Source organism: Bradyrhizobium sp. CCGB01, assembly GCF_024199795.1.
In the GTDB taxonomy this organism is placed as follows: Bacteria; Pseudomonadota; Alphaproteobacteria; order Rhizobiales; family Xanthobacteraceae; genus Bradyrhizobium.
In genome coordinates this window covers 1,462,416-1,478,839 of sequence record NZ_JANADK010000001.1, presented here as the reverse complement: position 1 = coordinate 1,478,839, position 16,424 = coordinate 1,462,416, and the positions used below count along the sequence as shown (strand labels likewise).

Annotated in this window: 15 protein-coding genes; 9 read left to right on the top strand and 6 right to left on the bottom strand. The window is 64.8% G+C overall.

The annotated features are described in order from the left end of the window. Positions 1-288 precede the first annotated feature (288 nt). Together NLM25_RS06680 and NLM25_RS06675 are read left to right on the top strand one after the other, a co-directional pair. Positions 289-2,496, top strand: coding sequence for a murein L,D-transpeptidase (locus NLM25_RS06680; RefSeq protein ID WP_254136479.1), 2,208 nt, complete (start codon positions 289-291; stop codon positions 2,494-2,496). 272 nt (positions 2,497-2,768) lie between these two features. Next, positions 2,769-4,388 carry a DUF882 domain-containing protein gene (locus NLM25_RS06675; RefSeq protein WP_254136478.1) on the top strand — a complete coding sequence of 540 codons (1,620 nt, stop codon included), beginning with the start codon at positions 2,769-2,771 and terminating at the stop codon, positions 4,386-4,388. A gap of 127 nt (positions 4,389-4,515) precedes the next feature. Here NLM25_RS06675 and NLM25_RS06670 read toward each other — a convergent pair whose 3' ends face one another. The 3 genes from NLM25_RS06670 to NLM25_RS06660 all read right to left on the bottom strand — a co-directional run bounded on the left by NLM25_RS06670 (position 4,516) and on the right by NLM25_RS06660 (position 5,875). Further along, entirely contained in the window at positions 4,516-4,941 is a 426-nt protein-coding gene (locus NLM25_RS06670) for a DUF1801 domain-containing protein (protein ID WP_254136477.1), read from the bottom strand. A 153-nt stretch (positions 4,942-5,094) separates the two neighbouring features. After that, positions 5,095-5,367 carry a DUF2312 domain-containing protein gene (locus tag NLM25_RS06665; RefSeq protein WP_014492426.1) on the bottom strand — a complete coding sequence of 91 codons (273 nt, stop codon included), beginning with the start codon at positions 5,365-5,367 and terminating at the stop codon, positions 5,095-5,097. A 202-nt stretch (positions 5,368-5,569) separates the two neighbouring features. Further along, the gene (locus NLM25_RS06660) at positions 5,570-5,875 is read right to left on the bottom strand and encodes a DUF1244 domain-containing protein (RefSeq protein ID WP_092186846.1); all 306 of its coding nucleotides are present in this window, start codon (positions 5,873-5,875) and stop codon (positions 5,570-5,572) included. Positions 5,876-6,055: 180 nt separating this feature from the next. On the opposite strand from NLM25_RS06660, the gene NLM25_RS06655 reads away from it, so the two are divergent. Next, positions 6,056-6,655, top strand: coding sequence for a DUF1036 domain-containing protein (locus tag NLM25_RS06655; RefSeq protein ID WP_254116167.1), 600 nt, complete (start codon positions 6,056-6,058; stop codon positions 6,653-6,655). After that, entirely contained in the window at positions 6,652-8,088 is a 1,437-nt protein-coding gene (gene pyk / locus NLM25_RS06650; RefSeq protein ID WP_254136476.1) for a pyruvate kinase, read from the top strand. The genes NLM25_RS06655 and pyk overlap by 4 nt, the downstream gene beginning before the upstream one ends. Before the next feature lie 151 nt (positions 8,089-8,239). Here pyk and NLM25_RS06645 read toward each other — a convergent pair whose 3' ends face one another. Further along, a complete protein-coding gene (locus tag NLM25_RS06645; protein ID WP_254116165.1) occupies positions 8,240-8,920 on the bottom strand; it encodes a TetR family transcriptional regulator in 681 nt (226 codons plus the stop codon). A 412-nt stretch (positions 8,921-9,332) separates the two neighbouring features. Further along, complete coding sequence (locus NLM25_RS06640) at positions 9,333-9,497, bottom strand: Flp family type IVb pilin (RefSeq protein WP_166813359.1); 165 nt, start codon at positions 9,495-9,497, stop codon at positions 9,333-9,335. A 294-nt stretch (positions 9,498-9,791) separates the two neighbouring features. On the opposite strand from NLM25_RS06640, the gene NLM25_RS06635 reads away from it, so the two are divergent. Then, complete coding sequence (locus NLM25_RS06635) at positions 9,792-11,276, top strand: hypothetical protein (RefSeq protein ID WP_254136475.1); 1,485 nt, start codon at positions 9,792-9,794, stop codon at positions 11,274-11,276. A gap of 169 nt (positions 11,277-11,445) precedes the next feature. Here the strand turns inward: NLM25_RS06635 and NLM25_RS06630 are convergent, their stop codons facing one another. Then, positions 11,446-12,315, bottom strand: a complete 870-nt coding sequence (locus NLM25_RS06630) for a LysR family transcriptional regulator (protein ID WP_254136474.1) — start codon at positions 12,313-12,315, stop codon at positions 11,446-11,448. 118 nt (positions 12,316-12,433) lie between these two features. On the opposite strand from NLM25_RS06630, the gene NLM25_RS06625 reads away from it, so the two are divergent. From NLM25_RS06625 to NLM25_RS06610, 4 genes are all read left to right on the top strand, one after another. After that, positions 12,434-13,537, top strand: a complete 1,104-nt coding sequence (locus tag NLM25_RS06625; protein ID WP_254136473.1) for an HlyD family secretion protein — start codon at positions 12,434-12,436, stop codon at positions 13,535-13,537. A 17-nt stretch (positions 13,538-13,554) separates the two neighbouring features. Further along, the gene (locus NLM25_RS06620; RefSeq protein ID WP_254141123.1) at positions 13,555-14,661 is read left to right on the top strand and encodes an FUSC family protein; all 1,107 of its coding nucleotides are present in this window, start codon (positions 13,555-13,557) and stop codon (positions 14,659-14,661) included. Between the two features lie 151 nt (positions 14,662-14,812). Beyond that, the gene (locus tag NLM25_RS06615; RefSeq protein WP_254141122.1) at positions 14,813-15,427 is read left to right on the top strand and encodes a TetR/AcrR family transcriptional regulator; all 615 of its coding nucleotides are present in this window, start codon (positions 14,813-14,815) and stop codon (positions 15,425-15,427) included. An 85-nt stretch (positions 15,428-15,512) separates the two neighbouring features. Then, entirely contained in the window at positions 15,513-16,373 is an 861-nt protein-coding gene (locus NLM25_RS06610) for a DMT family transporter (protein WP_254136472.1), read from the top strand. Positions 16,374-16,424: the final 51 nt, after the last annotated feature.

Here is a 16,424-nt window from a genome sequence, read left to right as displayed (position 1 = left end):
GCCGCGGCGTGAACCGTGACTTGGAAGTGACAGACACAGGGAAAAGCGCGTGGCAAAGCCGCACAATCCGTTGCAAACGGGCGTCCTTGAAGTCAGTTTGTCGTGAGTTGTCCCGGGTAGCGCTGGCTGCAAAATCGGGGCCTGTATATCGTCCGCGTAAGATTCGTCTGCGTAGGAATCGTTGCGTGCAGGCGTGCAACTTTCGAGAGGCCGGCGCAGTTTAGCCGAAGCTCAATTAGGCGATAACGAAGCTGTTCCACGAGGGACAGTTCACCCGAGGGGTGCGAAATGCGTGACTGTTTGAACCACCGTGCAGGCTTTGACCGCGTCTTGATGACGGTCGCGGCGACCTTCCTCACGGTATCGGCCAGCGCAGCGCTGGCGCAGGATCAGGCGCGCAGCAGCGCCGCCGAGCTCGCGATCGAAGCCGCGATTCCGCGCCCCGAGCCCGCAAACGTCCCGCCCCCGACCGCATCCGACATCAAGCTCGACACCACCGCCACGGTTCAGGATTCCGCGAAGGAGCCGGCCAAGGACCCCGTGAAGGCTGAAGCTGCCCCGGCCCCGGACAAGGTCGAGACCAAGCCGTCCGACGTCGCCACGACGCCCGCCCCCGAGGCGCCGAAGAGCGAAACCGCCAAGACCGAGCCTGCGAAGACCGAGCCCGCCAAATCCGAACCAGCCAAGGCCGACACTGCGACGGTAACGCCGGCCGCGCCTGCGGCACCCGCCGCTGCAGCAATTCCCGCCGCCGAGCCGGTCAAGGCCGCGAGCAACGTTCCCGCCGCCGACCAGCCGGTCGCCGACAAGCTCAAGGACATCATCGGCGCCAAGACTTCGCGCCATTTCGACCGCAAGAACGAGCGTGCGGCGATCGAGAAGTTTTACGGTGCGCGCGACTTCGCGCCGGTCTGGACCCAGGGCGGCAGCCTCACATCCGCGGCCAAGGGCGTGATCGCGCGGCTGAAGGATGCGGCCTCCGACGGTCTCAATCCCGCCGACTATCCGGTGCCGGATTTTGCCGCCGCCACGACGCCCGATACGCTCGCCGATGCCGAGCTGAAGCTCACCGCCAGCATGTTCGACTATGCGCGCCAGGCCCAGAGCGGCCGCATGCATTGGTCGCAGGTCAGCGGCGACATCCTCTATCCCGAGCACCCGGTCGATCCGAGCGAGGTGCTTGCCAAGATCACGACCGCGACCGACGCCTCCGCTGCGCTCGACAGCTACAACCCGCCGCAGAAGCTCTACAAGGAGCTGAAGGCCAAGCTCGCGGAGCTCCGCGGCCTGGGCAACGGCCCGGTGATCGAGATCGGTGACGGTCCGGCGCTGAAGTACACCCCGGCCGGCAAGAAACAGGCTGAAATCGTCGTCGACGATCCGCGCGTGCCGCAGCTCCGCGCCAAGCTCGGCCTCACCGAGAACGCCAGCGACACCCGCTATGACGCCACCGTCGCCGAAGCCGTGCGCAAATTCCAGAACAGCGTCGAGATGAAGCCGACCGGCGTCCTCGACGACAAGACGGTCAGGGCGATCAACACGCCGAAGCGCGACAAGCAGATCGACACCGTGCTGGTGAACATGGAGCGCTGGCGCTGGCTGCCGCGCGACCTCGGCGTCCCCTCGCTGGGCGATGCCTATGTCATCCTCAACATTCCCGACTACACGCTGAAGGTCATGCAGCGCGGCCAGCAGGTCTGGACCACCCGCGTCGTCACCGGCAAGCCGGGCACGCATGCGACCCCGCTGCTCACCGAGACGATGAAGTACATCACGGTCAACCCGACCTGGAACGTGCCGCCGTCGATCGTCTACAACGAATACCTGCCGGCGCTTCAGCAGGACCCGACCGTGCTCCAGCGCATGGGCCTCAAGCTCGAGCAGAACCGCGACGGCTCGGTGCACATCTCGCAGCCGCCCGGTGAAGCCAACGCGCTCGGCCGCATCCGCTTCAACTTCCCGAACAAATTCCTGGTCTATCAGCACGACACGCCGGACAAGAACCTGTTCGCCAGGGAAGATCGCGCCTTCAGCCACGGCTGCATGCGCGTGCAGAATCCGGATCAGTACGCCTCCGTCCTGCTCAACATCGCCATGCCGAACGAAAAGTACACGCCGGAGCGCGTGCGCAGCATGTACGGCAAGAGCGAGATCGATCTGAAATTCCCGACCCCGATCCCGGTCAACATCACCTACCAGACCGCGTTCGTGGACGACGGCGGCAAGCTGCAATTCCGCAAGGACGTCTATGGCCGCGACGCGACCATGATCAACATCCTGAAGAACGGCCGCGGCAAGGACCTCGAGAACGTCGTCGCACACTCCCAGCCGAGCTATTCGCGCCCGGCAACGACGCTGCCCTCGGGCGTGGCGGTGGCCAACAATGGCGGCGGCTTCGGCTCGTCCGGCCCGAACTTCTTCGAGCGGCTGTTCGGCGCCCCGACCCCGCCGCCGGCTCCGGTCGGCCGTCGGCCGCAGCGGGTGTTTACCCGCTGAGCCCGGATCGGCGCCTCGTTTCCTGAAATTCTACAATAAAATCAACGGCCCCATCCTCTGGATGGGGTCGTTTAACGTTAACCATTCTCCACCCGATCTCGGGCAGCGGGCGTTTTTTTGCCACACTAAACCGTTTAGGATTGTAGCCTGACTTGGTTTTGGGGGCGGGAAGGTCAACCTCGAATTAACCTTCTCGCTTTAAGAAAGCGTTCACCCTCTTTCGCGCGCTAACGGGGTTGGCGGGAGAGTCCATTTGAACGCTCGTCGACTGGGTGGGCTCAAACGTGCTGACTGGTCTTGCACGCCAATTCTCTGTGCTGTCGTTGTCCCATGCGGGAGTGAAGGCCGGATCCCGGATCGGCCTTGCTTCCGTATTGCTGCTTGCTGCCGCAGGCTCGGTTCATAACGCCGCCGCGCTGAACGAGACCAAGACCCTCTCCTTCCACCACACCCATTCCGGCGAAGATCTCACGGTCACCTTCAAGCGCGATGGGCGCTACGACGAAGCCGCGCTGAAGCAGCTCAACCACTTCCTGCGCGACTGGCGCACCCAGGATGAGACGGTCATGGACCGTCACCTCTTCGACATCCTCTGGGAAGTCTACCGCGACGTCGACGGCAAGCAGCCGATCCAGATCATCTCCTCCTATCGCTCCCCCGCCACCAACGCCATGCTCCGCCGCCGTTCCTCCGGCGTGGCGCGCTTCAGCCAGCATATGCTGGGGCATGCGATGGACTTCTACATTCCGGGCGTGCCGCTGGAGCAGATCCGCTTCGCCGGCCTGCGCCTCCAGCGCGGCGGCGTCGGCTTCTATCCGACCTCCGGTTCGCCCTTCGTGCATCTCGACACCGGCAGCATCCGGCACTGGCCGCGCATGACGCATGACCAGCTCGCCCGCGTGTTCCCGGACGGCCGCACGGTCCACGTTCCGACCGATGGCACGCCGCTGAAGGGCTATGAGCTCGCCAAGGCCGACATCGAGCGCCGCGGCAGCGGTGACGACGCCGGCAGCAAGCCGAATTTCTTTGCCGCTTTGTTCAAGGGCAAGTCGGCTCCGGCCGCCAGCAGCAGCGACGAGGATGATGAGGGCGCGCCCGCGCCGGCCGCCAAGCCCGTTGCGCCGACCGTGGTCGCCGCCGCAGCCAAGCCCGCCGAACCGGTGCCGACGCCGCGCGCCAAGCCGTCCATGGCCGCCACGATTCAGCTCGCCTCGGCCGATGCGCAGCTCGTTGCGCCGCCCAAGCCGAAGCCCGCGCCCGTGGCTGACAAGCCGGCCGCCGGCAAGCCCGAGACCCCGGCCGACATCATCAATGCCCGCGGCTTCTGGGATGATGTCCCGGCCGCACCGCAGCAGGCGACGCCGGCTCAGGTCGCCGCGCTGAAAGCCCGCCAGGCGCTCGCCGCCGCGACTGACCCGCAGCCGACCGCGAGCGTCACGAGTGCTGCCTTTCAGGCACTGGCCTATGCGCCGGCCGCCTCCCCGGTCGACCGTGCCAACGTCGTCGCCGCCTCCGCGCCGATGCCGCGCTCGACCCGCCCCGCCACGGCGTCCCGCAACGTCGCTCAGGCGACCGAGATCAACACGGTGGTCGGCAAGAGCATCGACGGCATGGTCGCCACCGCCACCCGGCTCTCCGCCGCCAAGAGCGAGAGCATCTGGCTCAAGATCGTGATGCTGTCCCCGAGCGCGAGCCGCGCGATGTCGGTGACGCTGATGGGCGAGCTCGATACGGCAGCCCTGCGCGGTTATTTCGTCAAGCCGCAGGCCGTGATCGCGATGGGCTTTGCGGACGATCCCATGCAAGGCCTGTCCTGCGACAGCTTCTCGGGCAGCGCGACCGCGAAGCTCCAGACGACGTCGTTCGTGATGCGCACCGCGGCGCTGCGCTGAGGCCGGTAGCCCTCGCTGTTTCCAAGCATTCAGTCTCGTAGCCCGGATGAGCGAAGCGATATCCGGGACAGCCGCGCGCGCCGAGACATCCCGGATGTCGCTTCGCTCATCCGGGCTACAAGTGGCCCTACCGCGCTTTCCTGCTCCGCCGGTCCAGATGATATGTCAGCGCCAGCGACAAGCAGACCGATAGCTCCCGCTTCGGCAGCTTGCCCGCCACGGGCAACAGCAACGCCCGCGTCTGCCGGTACTCAAATTGATCCGGAAAGCGCTCGCGAAAGGTGTCGACCAGCGTCGTCTTGCAGTTGAACAGAATGGCGGCGTGCTCGGAGTCCTTGAGGCGCCCGAGCCGGATCGTCGAGCCACTGCCGGTCTCATCGGTCAGGTAGGCCGGCTCGCCCCACTTCAGCGTCTCGGTGAGTTGGCCGACATCCTCATGCGCCGCAGCGGTCACGAAGATCAGCTCGCGCACCTGAAACAGCCGCTTGCCGATCGGCGCCGGAAGGGCGCCAAAGGCACGGTCGACCTCGCGCGGCAGCGGCGGCACGGTCACGGCGGTCTCCGTTCACAGACGAAGTGCAACACGCCACGCTTGTAGCCCGGATGAAGCGAAGCGCAATCCGGGAAATGCTTCCTGTGCTGCACGAACCCGGATTTCGCTACGCTCCATCCGGGCTACGGCAGCAGTGCTGGAGGCGCGAACGCCTCACAGCATCCCCAGTGCCTGCATATAGGTTTCGAGGATCGTCTCGGCCTCGGCGCGCTCGTTCGGGTCCTGCTTGCGCATGCGCACGATGGTGCGCAGCGCCTTGACGTCGTAGCCATTGCCCTTGCTCTCGGCATAGACGTCGCGGATGTCGTCGGAGATCGCCTTCTTCTCTTCCTCCAGCCGTTCGATGCGCTCGATGATGGACTTGAGCTGGTCCTTGGCAAATTTCGTCGCGGGCTCGTCGTCGCGGACGGCGGCGGAGGTGGCCATCTTGGTACTCCCAATGGAACTGGCAAAACGAGGTGACGCCGGCATCCTCACCGCGCGTGCTGGGTAGACCCTTAGGGTTGGCGTCCCCCGCGTTCAAGCAAGCATCGCGCTCGTCCACAGCGCGCCCACACCTTCCTGCGGCGGGGCCAAGAAAGCTGTTGTGTGGTGCGACTCAGCGCGTCGCAGGAATCGAACAGGCCTGTCAGTGCCCGTGGGGGTGGACCTTCTTCATCGCCTCGATCTGCTCGGGCGTGGCCGTACCCTGGTATTTCGACTTCCAGGTCTCGTAGGGCATGCCGTAGACGGCCTCGCGGCTCTCGTCCTTGCTCAGCGCGACGCCTTGCGCGTCGGCGGCGTCCTTGAGCCAGTTCGACAGGCAGTTGCGGCAGAAGCCGGCCAGATTCATCAGATCGATGTTCTGGACATCCGTCCGCGTCTTCAGATGATCGACCAGGCGCCGGAAAGCGGCGGCCTCGAGCTCCGTTCTGGTTTTGTCGTCGATTGCCATGGCTGGATCCCTTGGGCCTGAATTGGCTCTGCCCCCGATGGGGGTCACCCTTACGGGATCAGGTGGGCCCTGTCACAGATTTTGCCAGATCGCGGCGCAAACGGCCCCTGAACCAGGCCCGGGGGCCCGTTCCCCGGCCCTACGCCAAATCGTCAATGATCTGATATAGCTTCCGCGACAATGATCGCCGAATCTCCCCGTTCCCCCCTTCGCCTGCTCGCCCGGTTGGTCCCGGTGCTGGTGGTTGCCCTGCTATGCCTCTGGGCCAAGCCGGCCGCGGCCGATTTCCGCCTTTGCAACAACACGTCGAGCCGGGTCGGCATTGCCTTGGGCTACAAGGACGCCGAGGGCTGGACCACTGAGGGCTGGTGGAACATCTCATCCCGCTCCTGCGAGACCCTGCTGCGGGGAACGCTGGTCGCCCGCTACTATTACATCTACGCGATCGACTACGACCGCGGCGGCGAATGGTCGGGCCAGGCCTTCATGTGCTCGCGCGACAAGGAATTCACCATCCGCGGCACCGAGGATTGCCTCGCGCGCGGCTATGACCGGACCGGCTATTTCGAGGTCGACACCGGCGAGCAGCGGGCCTGGACCGTGCAACTCACCGACGCCAACGAGCAGCCGTCGCAGCAGCAGCGCGTACCCGGCCTGCCAGGCCCGGTGGGCCCGGGTGGTGGCGTTCCGGGTTTGCCCAATAGTCCGCCCGGTGGTACGCCCCCCGCCGCGCCTGGCCTCGCGCCAGCCCCTCCGCCACCGTCTGGAAATAAGCCATGAGGCGTCTTCGCCGTATCAAGATTCTCGCGACCCTGGGACCTGCCTCTTCGGACCTCGCGATGATCCGCCGCCTGTTCGAGGCCGGCGCAGACCTGTTCCGCATCAACATGAGCCACACCCCGCATGACAAGATGCGGGAGCTGGTCGCGACGATCCGCAACGTCGAGAGCAGCTATGGCCGGCCGATCGGCATCCTGGTCGATCTCCAGGGCCCGAAGCTCAGGCTCGGCGCGTTCGCGGAAGGGGCGGTGCAGCTTCAGAACGGCCAGATCTTCACGCTCGATTCCGACAAGACGCCGGGCGATGCCACGCGCGTCAACCTCCCGCATCCGGAGATCCTGGCCGCGCTACGGCCCGGCCATTCGCTGCTGCTCGACGACGGCAAGGTGCGCCTGATCGCGGAGGAGACCTCGAAAGAGCACGCGGTGACGCGTGTCGTGGTCGGCGGCCGGATGTCCGACCGCAAGGGCGTCAGCCTGCCCGACACCGATTTGCCGGTCTCGGCGATGACGCCGAAGGACCGCGCCGATCTCGAGGCCGCGCTGGTGACCGGCGTCGACTGGATCGCGCTGTCCTTCGTGCAGCGCGCCGACGACGTGATCGAGGCCAAGAAGATGATCCGCGGCCGCGCCGCGGTGATGGCCAAGATCGAGAAGCCGCAGGCGATCGACCGCCTCGCCGACATCATCGACGCCTCGGACGCGCTGATGGTGGCGCGCGGCGACCTCGGCGTCGAGCTGCCGCTCGAGCGCGTGCCGAGCCTCCAGAAGCAGATGACGCGCATGGCGCGCCGCGCCGGCAAGCCGGTGGTGATCGCGACCCAGATGCTGGAATCGATGATCCAGTCGCCGGTGCCGACCCGCGCCGAAGTCTCCGACGTCGCCACTGCCGTCTATGAGGGCGCCGACGCCATCATGCTGTCGGCCGAATCGGCGGCCGGTAAATTCCCGGTCGAGGCGGTCTCGACCATGAACCGCATCGGCGAGGAGGTCGAGCGCGACCCGACCTATCGCTCCGTGGTCGCGGCCCAGCGCCCCTCGCCGGAATCGACCGCGGGCGATGCCATCGCAGACGCCGCGCGGCAGATCGCCGAGACGCTCGACCTGCCGGCGCTGATCTGCTGGACCAGCTCGGGCTCGACCGCCGTGCGCGTGGCGCGCGAGCGACCGAAGCCGCCGATCGTGGCGATCACGCCGAACATCACCGCCGGACGCCGGCTCGCCGTCGTATGGGGCGTGCACTGCGTGGTGGCCGACGACGCCCGCGACCAGGACGACATGGTGAGCCGCGCCGGCCAGATCGCGTTCCGGGACGGTTTCGTCCGCGCCGGCCAGCGCGTCATCATCGTCGCCGGCGTGCCGCTCGGCATCCCCGGCACCACCAACATGGTGCGTATCGCCTCGGTCGGCCCCGAGGGCGACGCGAATATCTAGGTCGCCGGCGCACGCCAAAACAAAAATTGTCGAAAACAACCCCATGCACAGTAGCCGGCTGTTCCGGCGAAGGTGCGCGGGTTTCTCGAAAAGACACGCTCAGGCAATGATTTGAGCGCGATCAGGCCTCCGCCTCGATCGCACTGCGAGTTTACGCCCCGACTAACGCCTTCGCCGCCGGCAACAGAGTCTGCTGCACCACAAGGCCGCGGGCGCGGGCGTCCATGACGCCGACAGCGCGCAGCGCCAGCAGCGTCACGGTCTGCACGGCATCGCGCATCCTGGCGGGATCTTCGAGATTGTCAGGCGCCAGCGGCCCGACCAGGGCCTCATGCAGCGCGCCGAGCAGCGCGGTGGCGGCAAGCGCGGTGTCCTGGGCCGGCAGGTGGCCGGCACGCACGGCGGCGTCGATCCGCGCGGCGATCTCGCCGGCGATCTCGCGGCGGCTGGCGAGGCGCGAGGCGCTGACATCGACATCGACGGGCTCGGCCAGGATGCCCCAGGCCAGCCTGCGCTGCGACAGCGTATGGACCGCCACGGTGGTGACGGCCGCCGCCAGCGCCGAGGATGGGCCGGGCGCGGCATCGGCCGCCCGGCGGATCGCCGCGAGCTCGTCGCGCGACACCTCGGCAATCAATTCGGAGATCAGCTCGGCCTTGGACGGGAAGTAGCGGTAGACCGTCCCCGCCGCGACACTGGCCCGGACTGCGACCGGCGCGATCTGCACCGCCGCCATCCCGCCTTCCGCCGCAGCTTCCCGCGCCGCCGCGAGGATCGCACTGCGCCTTGCCGCAAGGCGCTTCACCACTTGATGCGTCCGCCGATAAACCATGGCGCGCTTCCTGTCCCACACGCCAGCCACACGCCCTGCGGCCGCACGCTTCGTTGCAATAGATGCAAATCGTCCCGCAAGGACTGAACAACTATTCAGGGTGGATGACAAGGTCCAAATGCATGATGCGTCACAGCAAACGGACGGGAGCGCCATGTCTGGCCACGAACGCCGTCATGCCCGGGCCGGTCCCGCCTGCGCGGCCGAAGCCACTTCGGCGAGGCGAAGGTCCGGGCACCCACGTTCTTTGGGCAGCGGAGCCAGGACGTCGATGGCGGGGTCATGGCCAGCGGAAGCGGCGCCGTCCTTCGGATGGCTATGCCCGGTCATGACGGCTGTAGCGACACGACCGCCCAAAAGAAAAGAGCCCCGTCCAAGGACGGGGCTCTCGAAATTCCAGGATCGTCCAGTCTTACTTGAGGCTGGTCGAGATCGAGCCGAACTTGGTGTTCAGCGAGCTGCCGAGGTTGTTGACGACGGTGATGATCGCCAGCGCGATGCCGGCAGCGATCAGGCCGTATTCAATGGCGGTGGCGCCGGATTCGTCCTTCACGAAACGCGAAACGAGGTTCTTCATAGACTGCTCCCAAAGAGTACACGAGGCTTACAAATGGTCTGATCTTTCCGGCTTCCCAGCGCCGCCCGACCATGGAACCGAACGTAGACGCAAAGAATTGCGCCGCAGTTAATTCGACTGCGTAAACACGAAGCGGATTGCAGGTATTCGACGATGGTAAAGGGGAATTGAAAACAATCCGTTAAATTGCAGGTATCCGCGGCAATGCTGCGGGGCGCGATTTACTCCAAGTTATGACCGCCCATGGTCCAATGCCGTCCGCTCGAACAAGAATAAACAGGACGACGAGGCGGCATGTCCCTTTCCTTTGCCAATGCAATCGCAGTGCAGAGCCGCGCGCGCGCACTGGTGCCGCTGTGCGTCGGTGCCGGCGCCTATCTCTTCTTCCTCTTTGTCGGCGACACGCTGCTTCAGGACTCCGACTCGTTCTGGCAGATCAAGATCGGGCAATGGATCCTCGATCACGGCGCCGTTCCCTACACGGACTTCTATTCCTTCACGCGGACCGGCGAGACCTGGATCTCGACGTCGTGGCTCTCACAGGTGCTGTTCGCCTTCTCCCATGCGCAATGGGACTGGGCCGGCCCCGTGATCCTCACCGCGATCGGGGTCGCGCTCTCGGCCGCGATCTTCGTCTACCTGCTCGACGCGCAGATCGGCGCACCGCGCGCGGTGCTGTTCGCGATGCTGGCGCTGCTGCTGTCGATCCATCACGTGCTGGCGCGGCCGCATATCCTGGCGCTGCCCGTCATGGTGGCGTGGGTCGGCCTGCTGATGGCGGCAGCCGATCGCAAGAGCGCGCCGTCCTGGTATTGGCTGCCGCTGATGGCGCTCTGGGCCAATTTGCATGGCGGCTTCGTGCTCGGCCTCGCACTGATCGGCCCGATCTCGCTCGAAGCGGTCGAGCATGCCGAGAAGGGACAGCGGCTCCGGCTGTTCATGCGCTGGGTGCTGTTCGGCGTCGCTGCGCTGATCGCGAGCTGCTGCACGCCTTACGGCTGGCGGACGCTGATGGGCGCGACCAACATCCTCAGCCTCGGCGAGCTGCTGTCGCTGATCTTCGAATGGATGCCGGCGAATTTTGCCACCTTCACCTCGTTCGAAGGCGCGCTGCTCGGCCTGATCGCACTCGGCTATTACCGCGGCCTCGTGCTCTCGGCGCCCCGGATCTTCCTGATCCTGTTCCTGACCTGGAGCGCGCTGACCCATGTCAGGAGCATCGAGGCCTTTGCCTTCCTGGTGCCGCTGGTGCTGGCAAAGCCGCTCGGCGAGATGTTTGCGCGCCCGCCAGCGGACGCCGCCAGCGACGACCGCTGGCCGGCCCGCTACGTCACCGCACTCGGCGCGCTGATGATCGTGGCCGCAAGCTGGACCTCGACCTCGCTCTACATGGGCCATCACCGCTTCACCTTCACGATGGCGCAGACGCCGGTTGCGGCGGTCGACCTGCTCGAGAAGCTTGGGGTGCAGCGCATCTTCAACGCCTACCAGTTCGGCGGCTATCTGATCTCGCGCGATATCCCTGTCTACGTCGACGGCCGCGCCGAGCTCTACGGCGAAAAATTCGTCATGGACTTCTTCAAGGCGACGGAGGGCAAGAAGCCCGAGCTGCTGCCGCGCCTGCTTGACCAATACAAGATCGACGCGACGCTATTGGTCGCCGATGCGCCGGGCCCTCAGATCCTCGACCAGCTCAAGGGCTGGAAGCGGATCTACGCGGATGACATCGCAGTGGTTCATGTGCGGGAGAAGACGGACGGCGCGGCGGCGGCGAAGTGAGAGTGCGGCGCCAAGGCGTGTCCCGATAGATGAGACGTCTGTTTCCAGACGCGGAGCAGACTTAAGCAGGCGCTCCGGTCACTTCGCCGATTGACCCGAAGGCGACATCAGTCAGACCCCATCGGGGCCGCTTGAGCCGACATACGCATTGCTTCGCGCATCTCCCGCTTCACGCCACCGCCTGGGCAATGAAGTTGCGGACGATCCTGGAGGTCTCGCCACGCCGGAACGCCAGAGCCAAGCGCACGATTGGAGCGTCCCCTTTGACCTCACGATAGGTGACGCCGGTGACATGAAGCTGGCGCATTGACGCCGGCACGAGCGAAAAGCCAAGCTCAGCTGCCACCAGGCTGACGACAGAGCTGATCTGCGGCGCGGACTGCCCGAGGGTCGGCTCGAAGCCCGCCCGCCGACAGGCCGCGATGACGGTGTCAGCCCAGGCCGATCCGCGTGACGTCAGAACGAGCGGATCCCCCTTCAGCCTGACCAGATCGATTTCAGTCGACTTCGCCACCGGATGGCTTGCGGGCAATACGACGAGCAGCGGCTCGTTGGAGAGACGCCGAAACTGCAGATCGTCCTCGCCCTCATCGGGGCGCAGGAACACCGCGTCCAGCTCTCCTTCCCGAAGGCCCGCAACGAGGCGGGATGTGGTTGCCTCCTCCAGCGTCAGATCCACATCGGGATAGGCTCGGCGAAACGATCGGATTGTCGAGGTGACAACGGGATTAAATGGTGCCGAGTTGGTAAAGCCCACCCGCAGCGAACCGATTTGACCCCGCGCAGCCCTTTGCGCGGCGCGAATGGAGCGCTCCGCCTGCATAGGAATGACCCGCACGCTCTCCAGAAAAGCGCGCCCTGCGTCGGTCAGTTCAGCACCCTGGGGAATGCGATGGAAGAGCGCAGCCCCGACTTCGGCCTCGAGATCCTTGATCTGTTGGCTCAGCGGCGGCTGCCCGATCCCAACGCGCGCAGCGGCGCGTGTGAAGTTTCGCTCCTCGGCAACCGCGAGGAAATAACGGATGTGGCGAAGTTCCATGCCAGTGCCAAAAGCTATCGAGATCGTTCTCGCTATATATTTGACTGTGCGATGACTGAAATCAAATATCTCTTATCAGGAGCCCAATTGACTTGGACGTTGACTTGGACGATCGAAATTGGACCAGGATCTGAATGTCAGCCTGAAAAGCGAGTCCATCCCTGAGCCAGCGGTCAGGAACGAAGAACCTCGTCTCCCGGTTGCTGCACCTTCGCTGTCCGCGAGACCCGAACTCGATCGATCGCACGTTTTTTCGCAACGCCAGCGCGCCTTGCTGTTCCTCCTCGCCCTTGCAGCGACTTTCCTAGCCTGGTGGATGTCGGGCTATCTGTTCGCCTATACGGACGACGCATACGTCACGTCCGATGTGCTGTCGATCACGCCGGAAGTTACGGGTCCGATCGCAGCGGTTCCTGTGAAAGACAACGAATGGGTGAAGCGAGGAACGCTCCTCTTCACCATCGATCCGGTACCGTTCAGATTGGCTGTCGAGCAAGCGCGCGCGGAAGAAGCGCGAACTGAGGCTCAGCTGCCGGTCGACCGGGCACAGTTGCAGGTTCTGCTGGCGCAGAAGGAGGCGGCGGGTGCTGCCGAGAGGCTCGCCGCGGCAAATCTGCGCCGTGACACGCCGCTTGCCCAGTCCGGTACGATCTCCGCGCAGGCCCTCGACACGACCCGCACCACCGAGGAGCAAAGCGCGGCCCAGCAACATGCCGCCGAAGCTGCCTTGCAGAAGGCGAACGAGACTCTGAACCTGGATAAGGCTGCCGTCTCATCGGCCCACGCTGCCCGTCTTCTCGCCGAATGGCGCTTGGGCCGCACCAATGTCGTGGCGCCCGTTGACGGTTATGTGACGCATCTTGCCATTCAAACTGGCGACATGGCTTCCACGAGCCAGGCAGCGGTTGCGATCGTCGATGGGAACGCCTGGCGCGTCGTTGCCAATTACAAGGAATATTATCTACGACACCTCCATCCCGGCGGCCTGGCCTGGATCTGGCTCGACAGCCATCCCTGGCATCTCTACCGCGCGCGCATCCAGGGCCTGGCGCACGGCATCAGTCGCCAGCAAGGAAGCGAGACACTCGTCCCTTACGTATCTCCAACGGTGAACTGGATTCGCCTGCAACGACGGGTTCCTGTTCGATTCACGCTGCTTGAATCTCCTGGGAGGGACCAACTCTTCATGGGCGTCGACGCCCGCGTCCTGGTCATCTACTGATTGGGAGAATCTTGACGATGCCGCTCCTGATATCGGCCCTGCAACCCATACCGCGTGCCCTGGTGCGTGAACTCAAATCGCTCGAGCTTCGCGGCCCACGCGCCAGAGACGCAGCAAAACTCGTGATCTCGGTGTTGGCCGCTGTCGCGGCGGCAACCATTCTCAACCTTGATGATCTCTCCTGGGCAGCGTTCAGCGGCTACATGGTGATACGTGGCAGCCTTGCCGAGACATTCCGGCGGGGACTGATGCGCATCGTGGGCACTGCTGGTGGAGCACTGCTGGGCCTCCTGCTGGCGCCAGGAACAGCGAATGACCCTTTGCTCTTGATGGCCTTCCTCTTCCTGGTGTCATGGATCGGCACCTTTCAGTCGCTGGCGACCAACTACAGTTACGCATGGCTGTTCTTTGGCCTTACGGCCGGGATGGTAACCACCGAGGCGCTCGCCGCGCCAGGCTCTGTCGTGCATTTCGCTGCCACGCGGGTAGCGGAGATTACGGTCGGAACGTGCGCATGCCTTGTTGTTGCAAGCCTGTTCCCGGATACGCCGAGCCGCAGGGACAAACAATTTCACGACATGCTCTGGTGCGGACGCCTGCGTGATGTGTTGAATGAGAGCTGGCTGCGAGGGCATTGGCCGCTGCTCGAGCACTGTACACGCGCGGCACTGGCCGTCGCCTTGCTTCCCCTCATCTGGCGGTGGTTCGGCATCGAGGAGTTCTCACAAACTGCGGTCACATCGTACGTCATCATGATCGTCCCATCGGCCGCGGTGGGGAGCCGCCGATACGCTACGATCTACGAGAGGATAGCCCACAGGGCGCTCGGATGCCTGCTTGGTAGCGCGGTCGCTCTGGTCTCTATTGGCCTGTTCGGCACAGGATTGCTGGTAACCGTGCTCACCCTCGCTGCCGGCGTCTGGATCGGCTACCAAATCCAGACAGGACGGGAGATCAACTATCTCGGAACGCAGTTCACGCTCGGACTTCTCATCACCCTTGTTCAGGGACCAGCTCCGATCACAGATATTTCCCCCGGGCTAGAGCGTTTGGTTGGCATCGCGATCGGCTCAGCCATGCTCTGTCTGACGACCCTCGTCTGGCCTTTGGTTGAAGACCGGTAGCATCTCCGACGGAGGGTTGATCAAGTCATGCTGCGGCGCATGGGTCTGGAACTGGCCGACAGCGGACATTCGACGCTCGGGGCCGATGACCGCTTTTGACGCCGAAGCAGCACTTGCGATATATGAACCAATCGGTCTATATATGTCAGTCATGCCTCGCCAAACCCCAGCGCAGTCGCCCCGTGGGCGCCCCCGAAGCTTCGATGTGGATGCCGCCGTCGAGCGCGCGATGAACGCGTTCTGGTCGCACGGCTATCACGCTACCGCGCTGCCGGACCTGCTTCGTGCGACAAAGCTCTCGCGGGGCAGCCTCTACGCCGCGTTCGGCGACAAGCACTCGCTGTTCCTGCGGGCGCTCGATCGCTACATTGAGGATGCGGTGACACGGATGGATGTCGAGCTCGCGCCCGGCAGGGAGCCGGTCGCGGCCTTGCGGGCTTACCTTGCTGGCTATGTCGAGCGCACCAGCGGCGCCAATGGCCGGCGCGGATGCCTGCTGGTGGCCACGGCCATGGAGCTGGCTGGCCAGGATGCGGAAGTCGCTCGCCGCATCGCGGGCTTCTTCAAGGCGATGGAGACCCGGGTCGCGGGTGCATTGGCTTGCGCTGAAGCGGCAGGCAAGCTGGCCAAGGGGGTCGCCCCCTCAAGCGCCGCAAAAATTCTCGTCTGTTTCGTCGAGGGGCTGCGCGTGGTCGGCAAGACGGCTCCGGCGCGGGCCACATCGCAAGCCACTGCCGACGCGCTGCTCGACCGCTTCATCAAGTAAGTCATCCAATGAAGGCAAACGTCATGGATACCTCCCTCGTCGACTTGCCGACATCTGGACTGTTCGGTCTTGAAAAGAAGATGCCATGACGGCCCTCCAGATCGTCTACGCGGTGGCCGTGCCACTGCTCTGGGGCTATCAGTTCGTGGCCATCAAGATCGGCGTTGCGGAATTTCCGCCTCTGTTCTTCCTTGCGCTGCGTTTCCTCGCCATCGCCCTGCTGCTCGTTCCGTTCGTCAAAAAGCCCACGCGCTCGCAGTTCGGGCCCGTCGCCGCGATTTCGATTTTCCTGGGCGGCCTGAATTTCGGGCTGTTCTACGTCGGCCTCGGGCTCGGCTCGGGAAGCATGTCGGCCGTCGCATATCAACTCGCAACGCCCTTCACCGTGCTATTGGCCTGGCCATTGCTTGGCGAGCGGCCGTCTCTCACCACGACCGCCGGTGTGCTGCTGGCCTTCGCCGGCGTCGTCGTGCTGGCGGCGGGGCCGGGCCTGTCGGCAAACATCCTTCCGCTGCTGCTCGTGGTCGCCGCTGCCTTCGCATTCTCGGTGTCCAACGTCCTGACGAAGCGCTACGGCCCTTTTGATCCCCTGATGCTGATGGGGTGGTCGTCGCTGCTCACGGTGCCGCAGGTCATGGTGATGTCGCTGCTGCTTGAACACGGACAAATGGCGAGCCTCGTCACGGCGGATGAAATTGGCTGGCTGGCCCTCGCCTACACGATTTTCATCGGAGGAATTTTGGGGTTTGGCCTTTGGTTCTGGCTGATCGCCCGCTGCTCCATGGGCCGCGTCGCCCCCTTCGGCCTGCTGCTGCCGGTGTTCGCCTTGACGTCGAGCGTGTTGTTCCTGGGCGAGCGGATGACACCGAAGCTGATCGTCGGCGGGCTGCTCGCGATCTCGGGCGTGGCGATGACACAGGTCAGACCGGGCGTTCGATCCGTTTGAACGCTGTCCATAACGCCGGTGGTTCGGCACATGGCGCTCGCAGGTTTTCAC

Excerpts from the sequence above, each read along its gene's own strand:
- NLM25_RS06655 (WP_254116167.1), top strand. The coding sequence starts at position 6,056 with ATGATCGCCGAATCTCCCCGTTCCCCCCTTCGCCTGCTCGCCCGGTTG.
- pyk (WP_254136476.1), top strand. The coding sequence starts at position 6,652 with ATGAGGCGTCTTCGCCGTATCAAGATTCTCGCGACCCTGGGACCTGCC.
- NLM25_RS06630 (WP_254136474.1), bottom strand. The coding sequence starts at position 12,315 with ATGGAACTTCGCCACATCCGTTATTTCCTCGCGGTTGCCGAGGAGCGA.
- NLM25_RS06610 (WP_254136472.1), top strand. The coding sequence starts at position 15,513 with ATGACGGCCCTCCAGATCGTCTACGCGGTGGCCGTGCCACTGCTCTGG.
- NLM25_RS06640 (WP_166813359.1), bottom strand. The coding sequence starts at position 9,497 with ATGAAGAACCTCGTTTCGCGTTTCGTGAAGGACGAATCCGGCGCCACC.
- NLM25_RS06615 (WP_254141122.1), top strand. The coding sequence starts at position 14,813 with ATGCCTCGCCAAACCCCAGCGCAGTCGCCCCGTGGGCGCCCCCGAAGC.
- NLM25_RS06680 (WP_254136479.1), top strand. The coding sequence starts at position 289 with ATGCGTGACTGTTTGAACCACCGTGCAGGCTTTGACCGCGTCTTGATG.
- NLM25_RS06645 (WP_254116165.1), bottom strand. The coding sequence starts at position 8,920 with ATGGTTTATCGGCGGACGCATCAAGTGGTGAAGCGCCTTGCGGCAAGG.
- NLM25_RS06665 (WP_014492426.1), bottom strand. The coding sequence starts at position 5,367 with ATGGCCACCTCCGCCGCCGTCCGCGACGACGAGCCCGCGACGAAATTT.
- NLM25_RS06635 (WP_254136475.1), top strand. The coding sequence starts at position 9,792 with ATGTCCCTTTCCTTTGCCAATGCAATCGCAGTGCAGAGCCGCGCGCGC.
- NLM25_RS06620 (WP_254141123.1), top strand. The coding sequence starts at position 13,555 with ATGCCGCTCCTGATATCGGCCCTGCAACCCATACCGCGTGCCCTGGTG.
- NLM25_RS06660 (WP_092186846.1), bottom strand. The coding sequence starts at position 5,875 with ATGGCAATCGACGACAAAACCAGAACGGAGCTCGAGGCCGCCGCTTTC.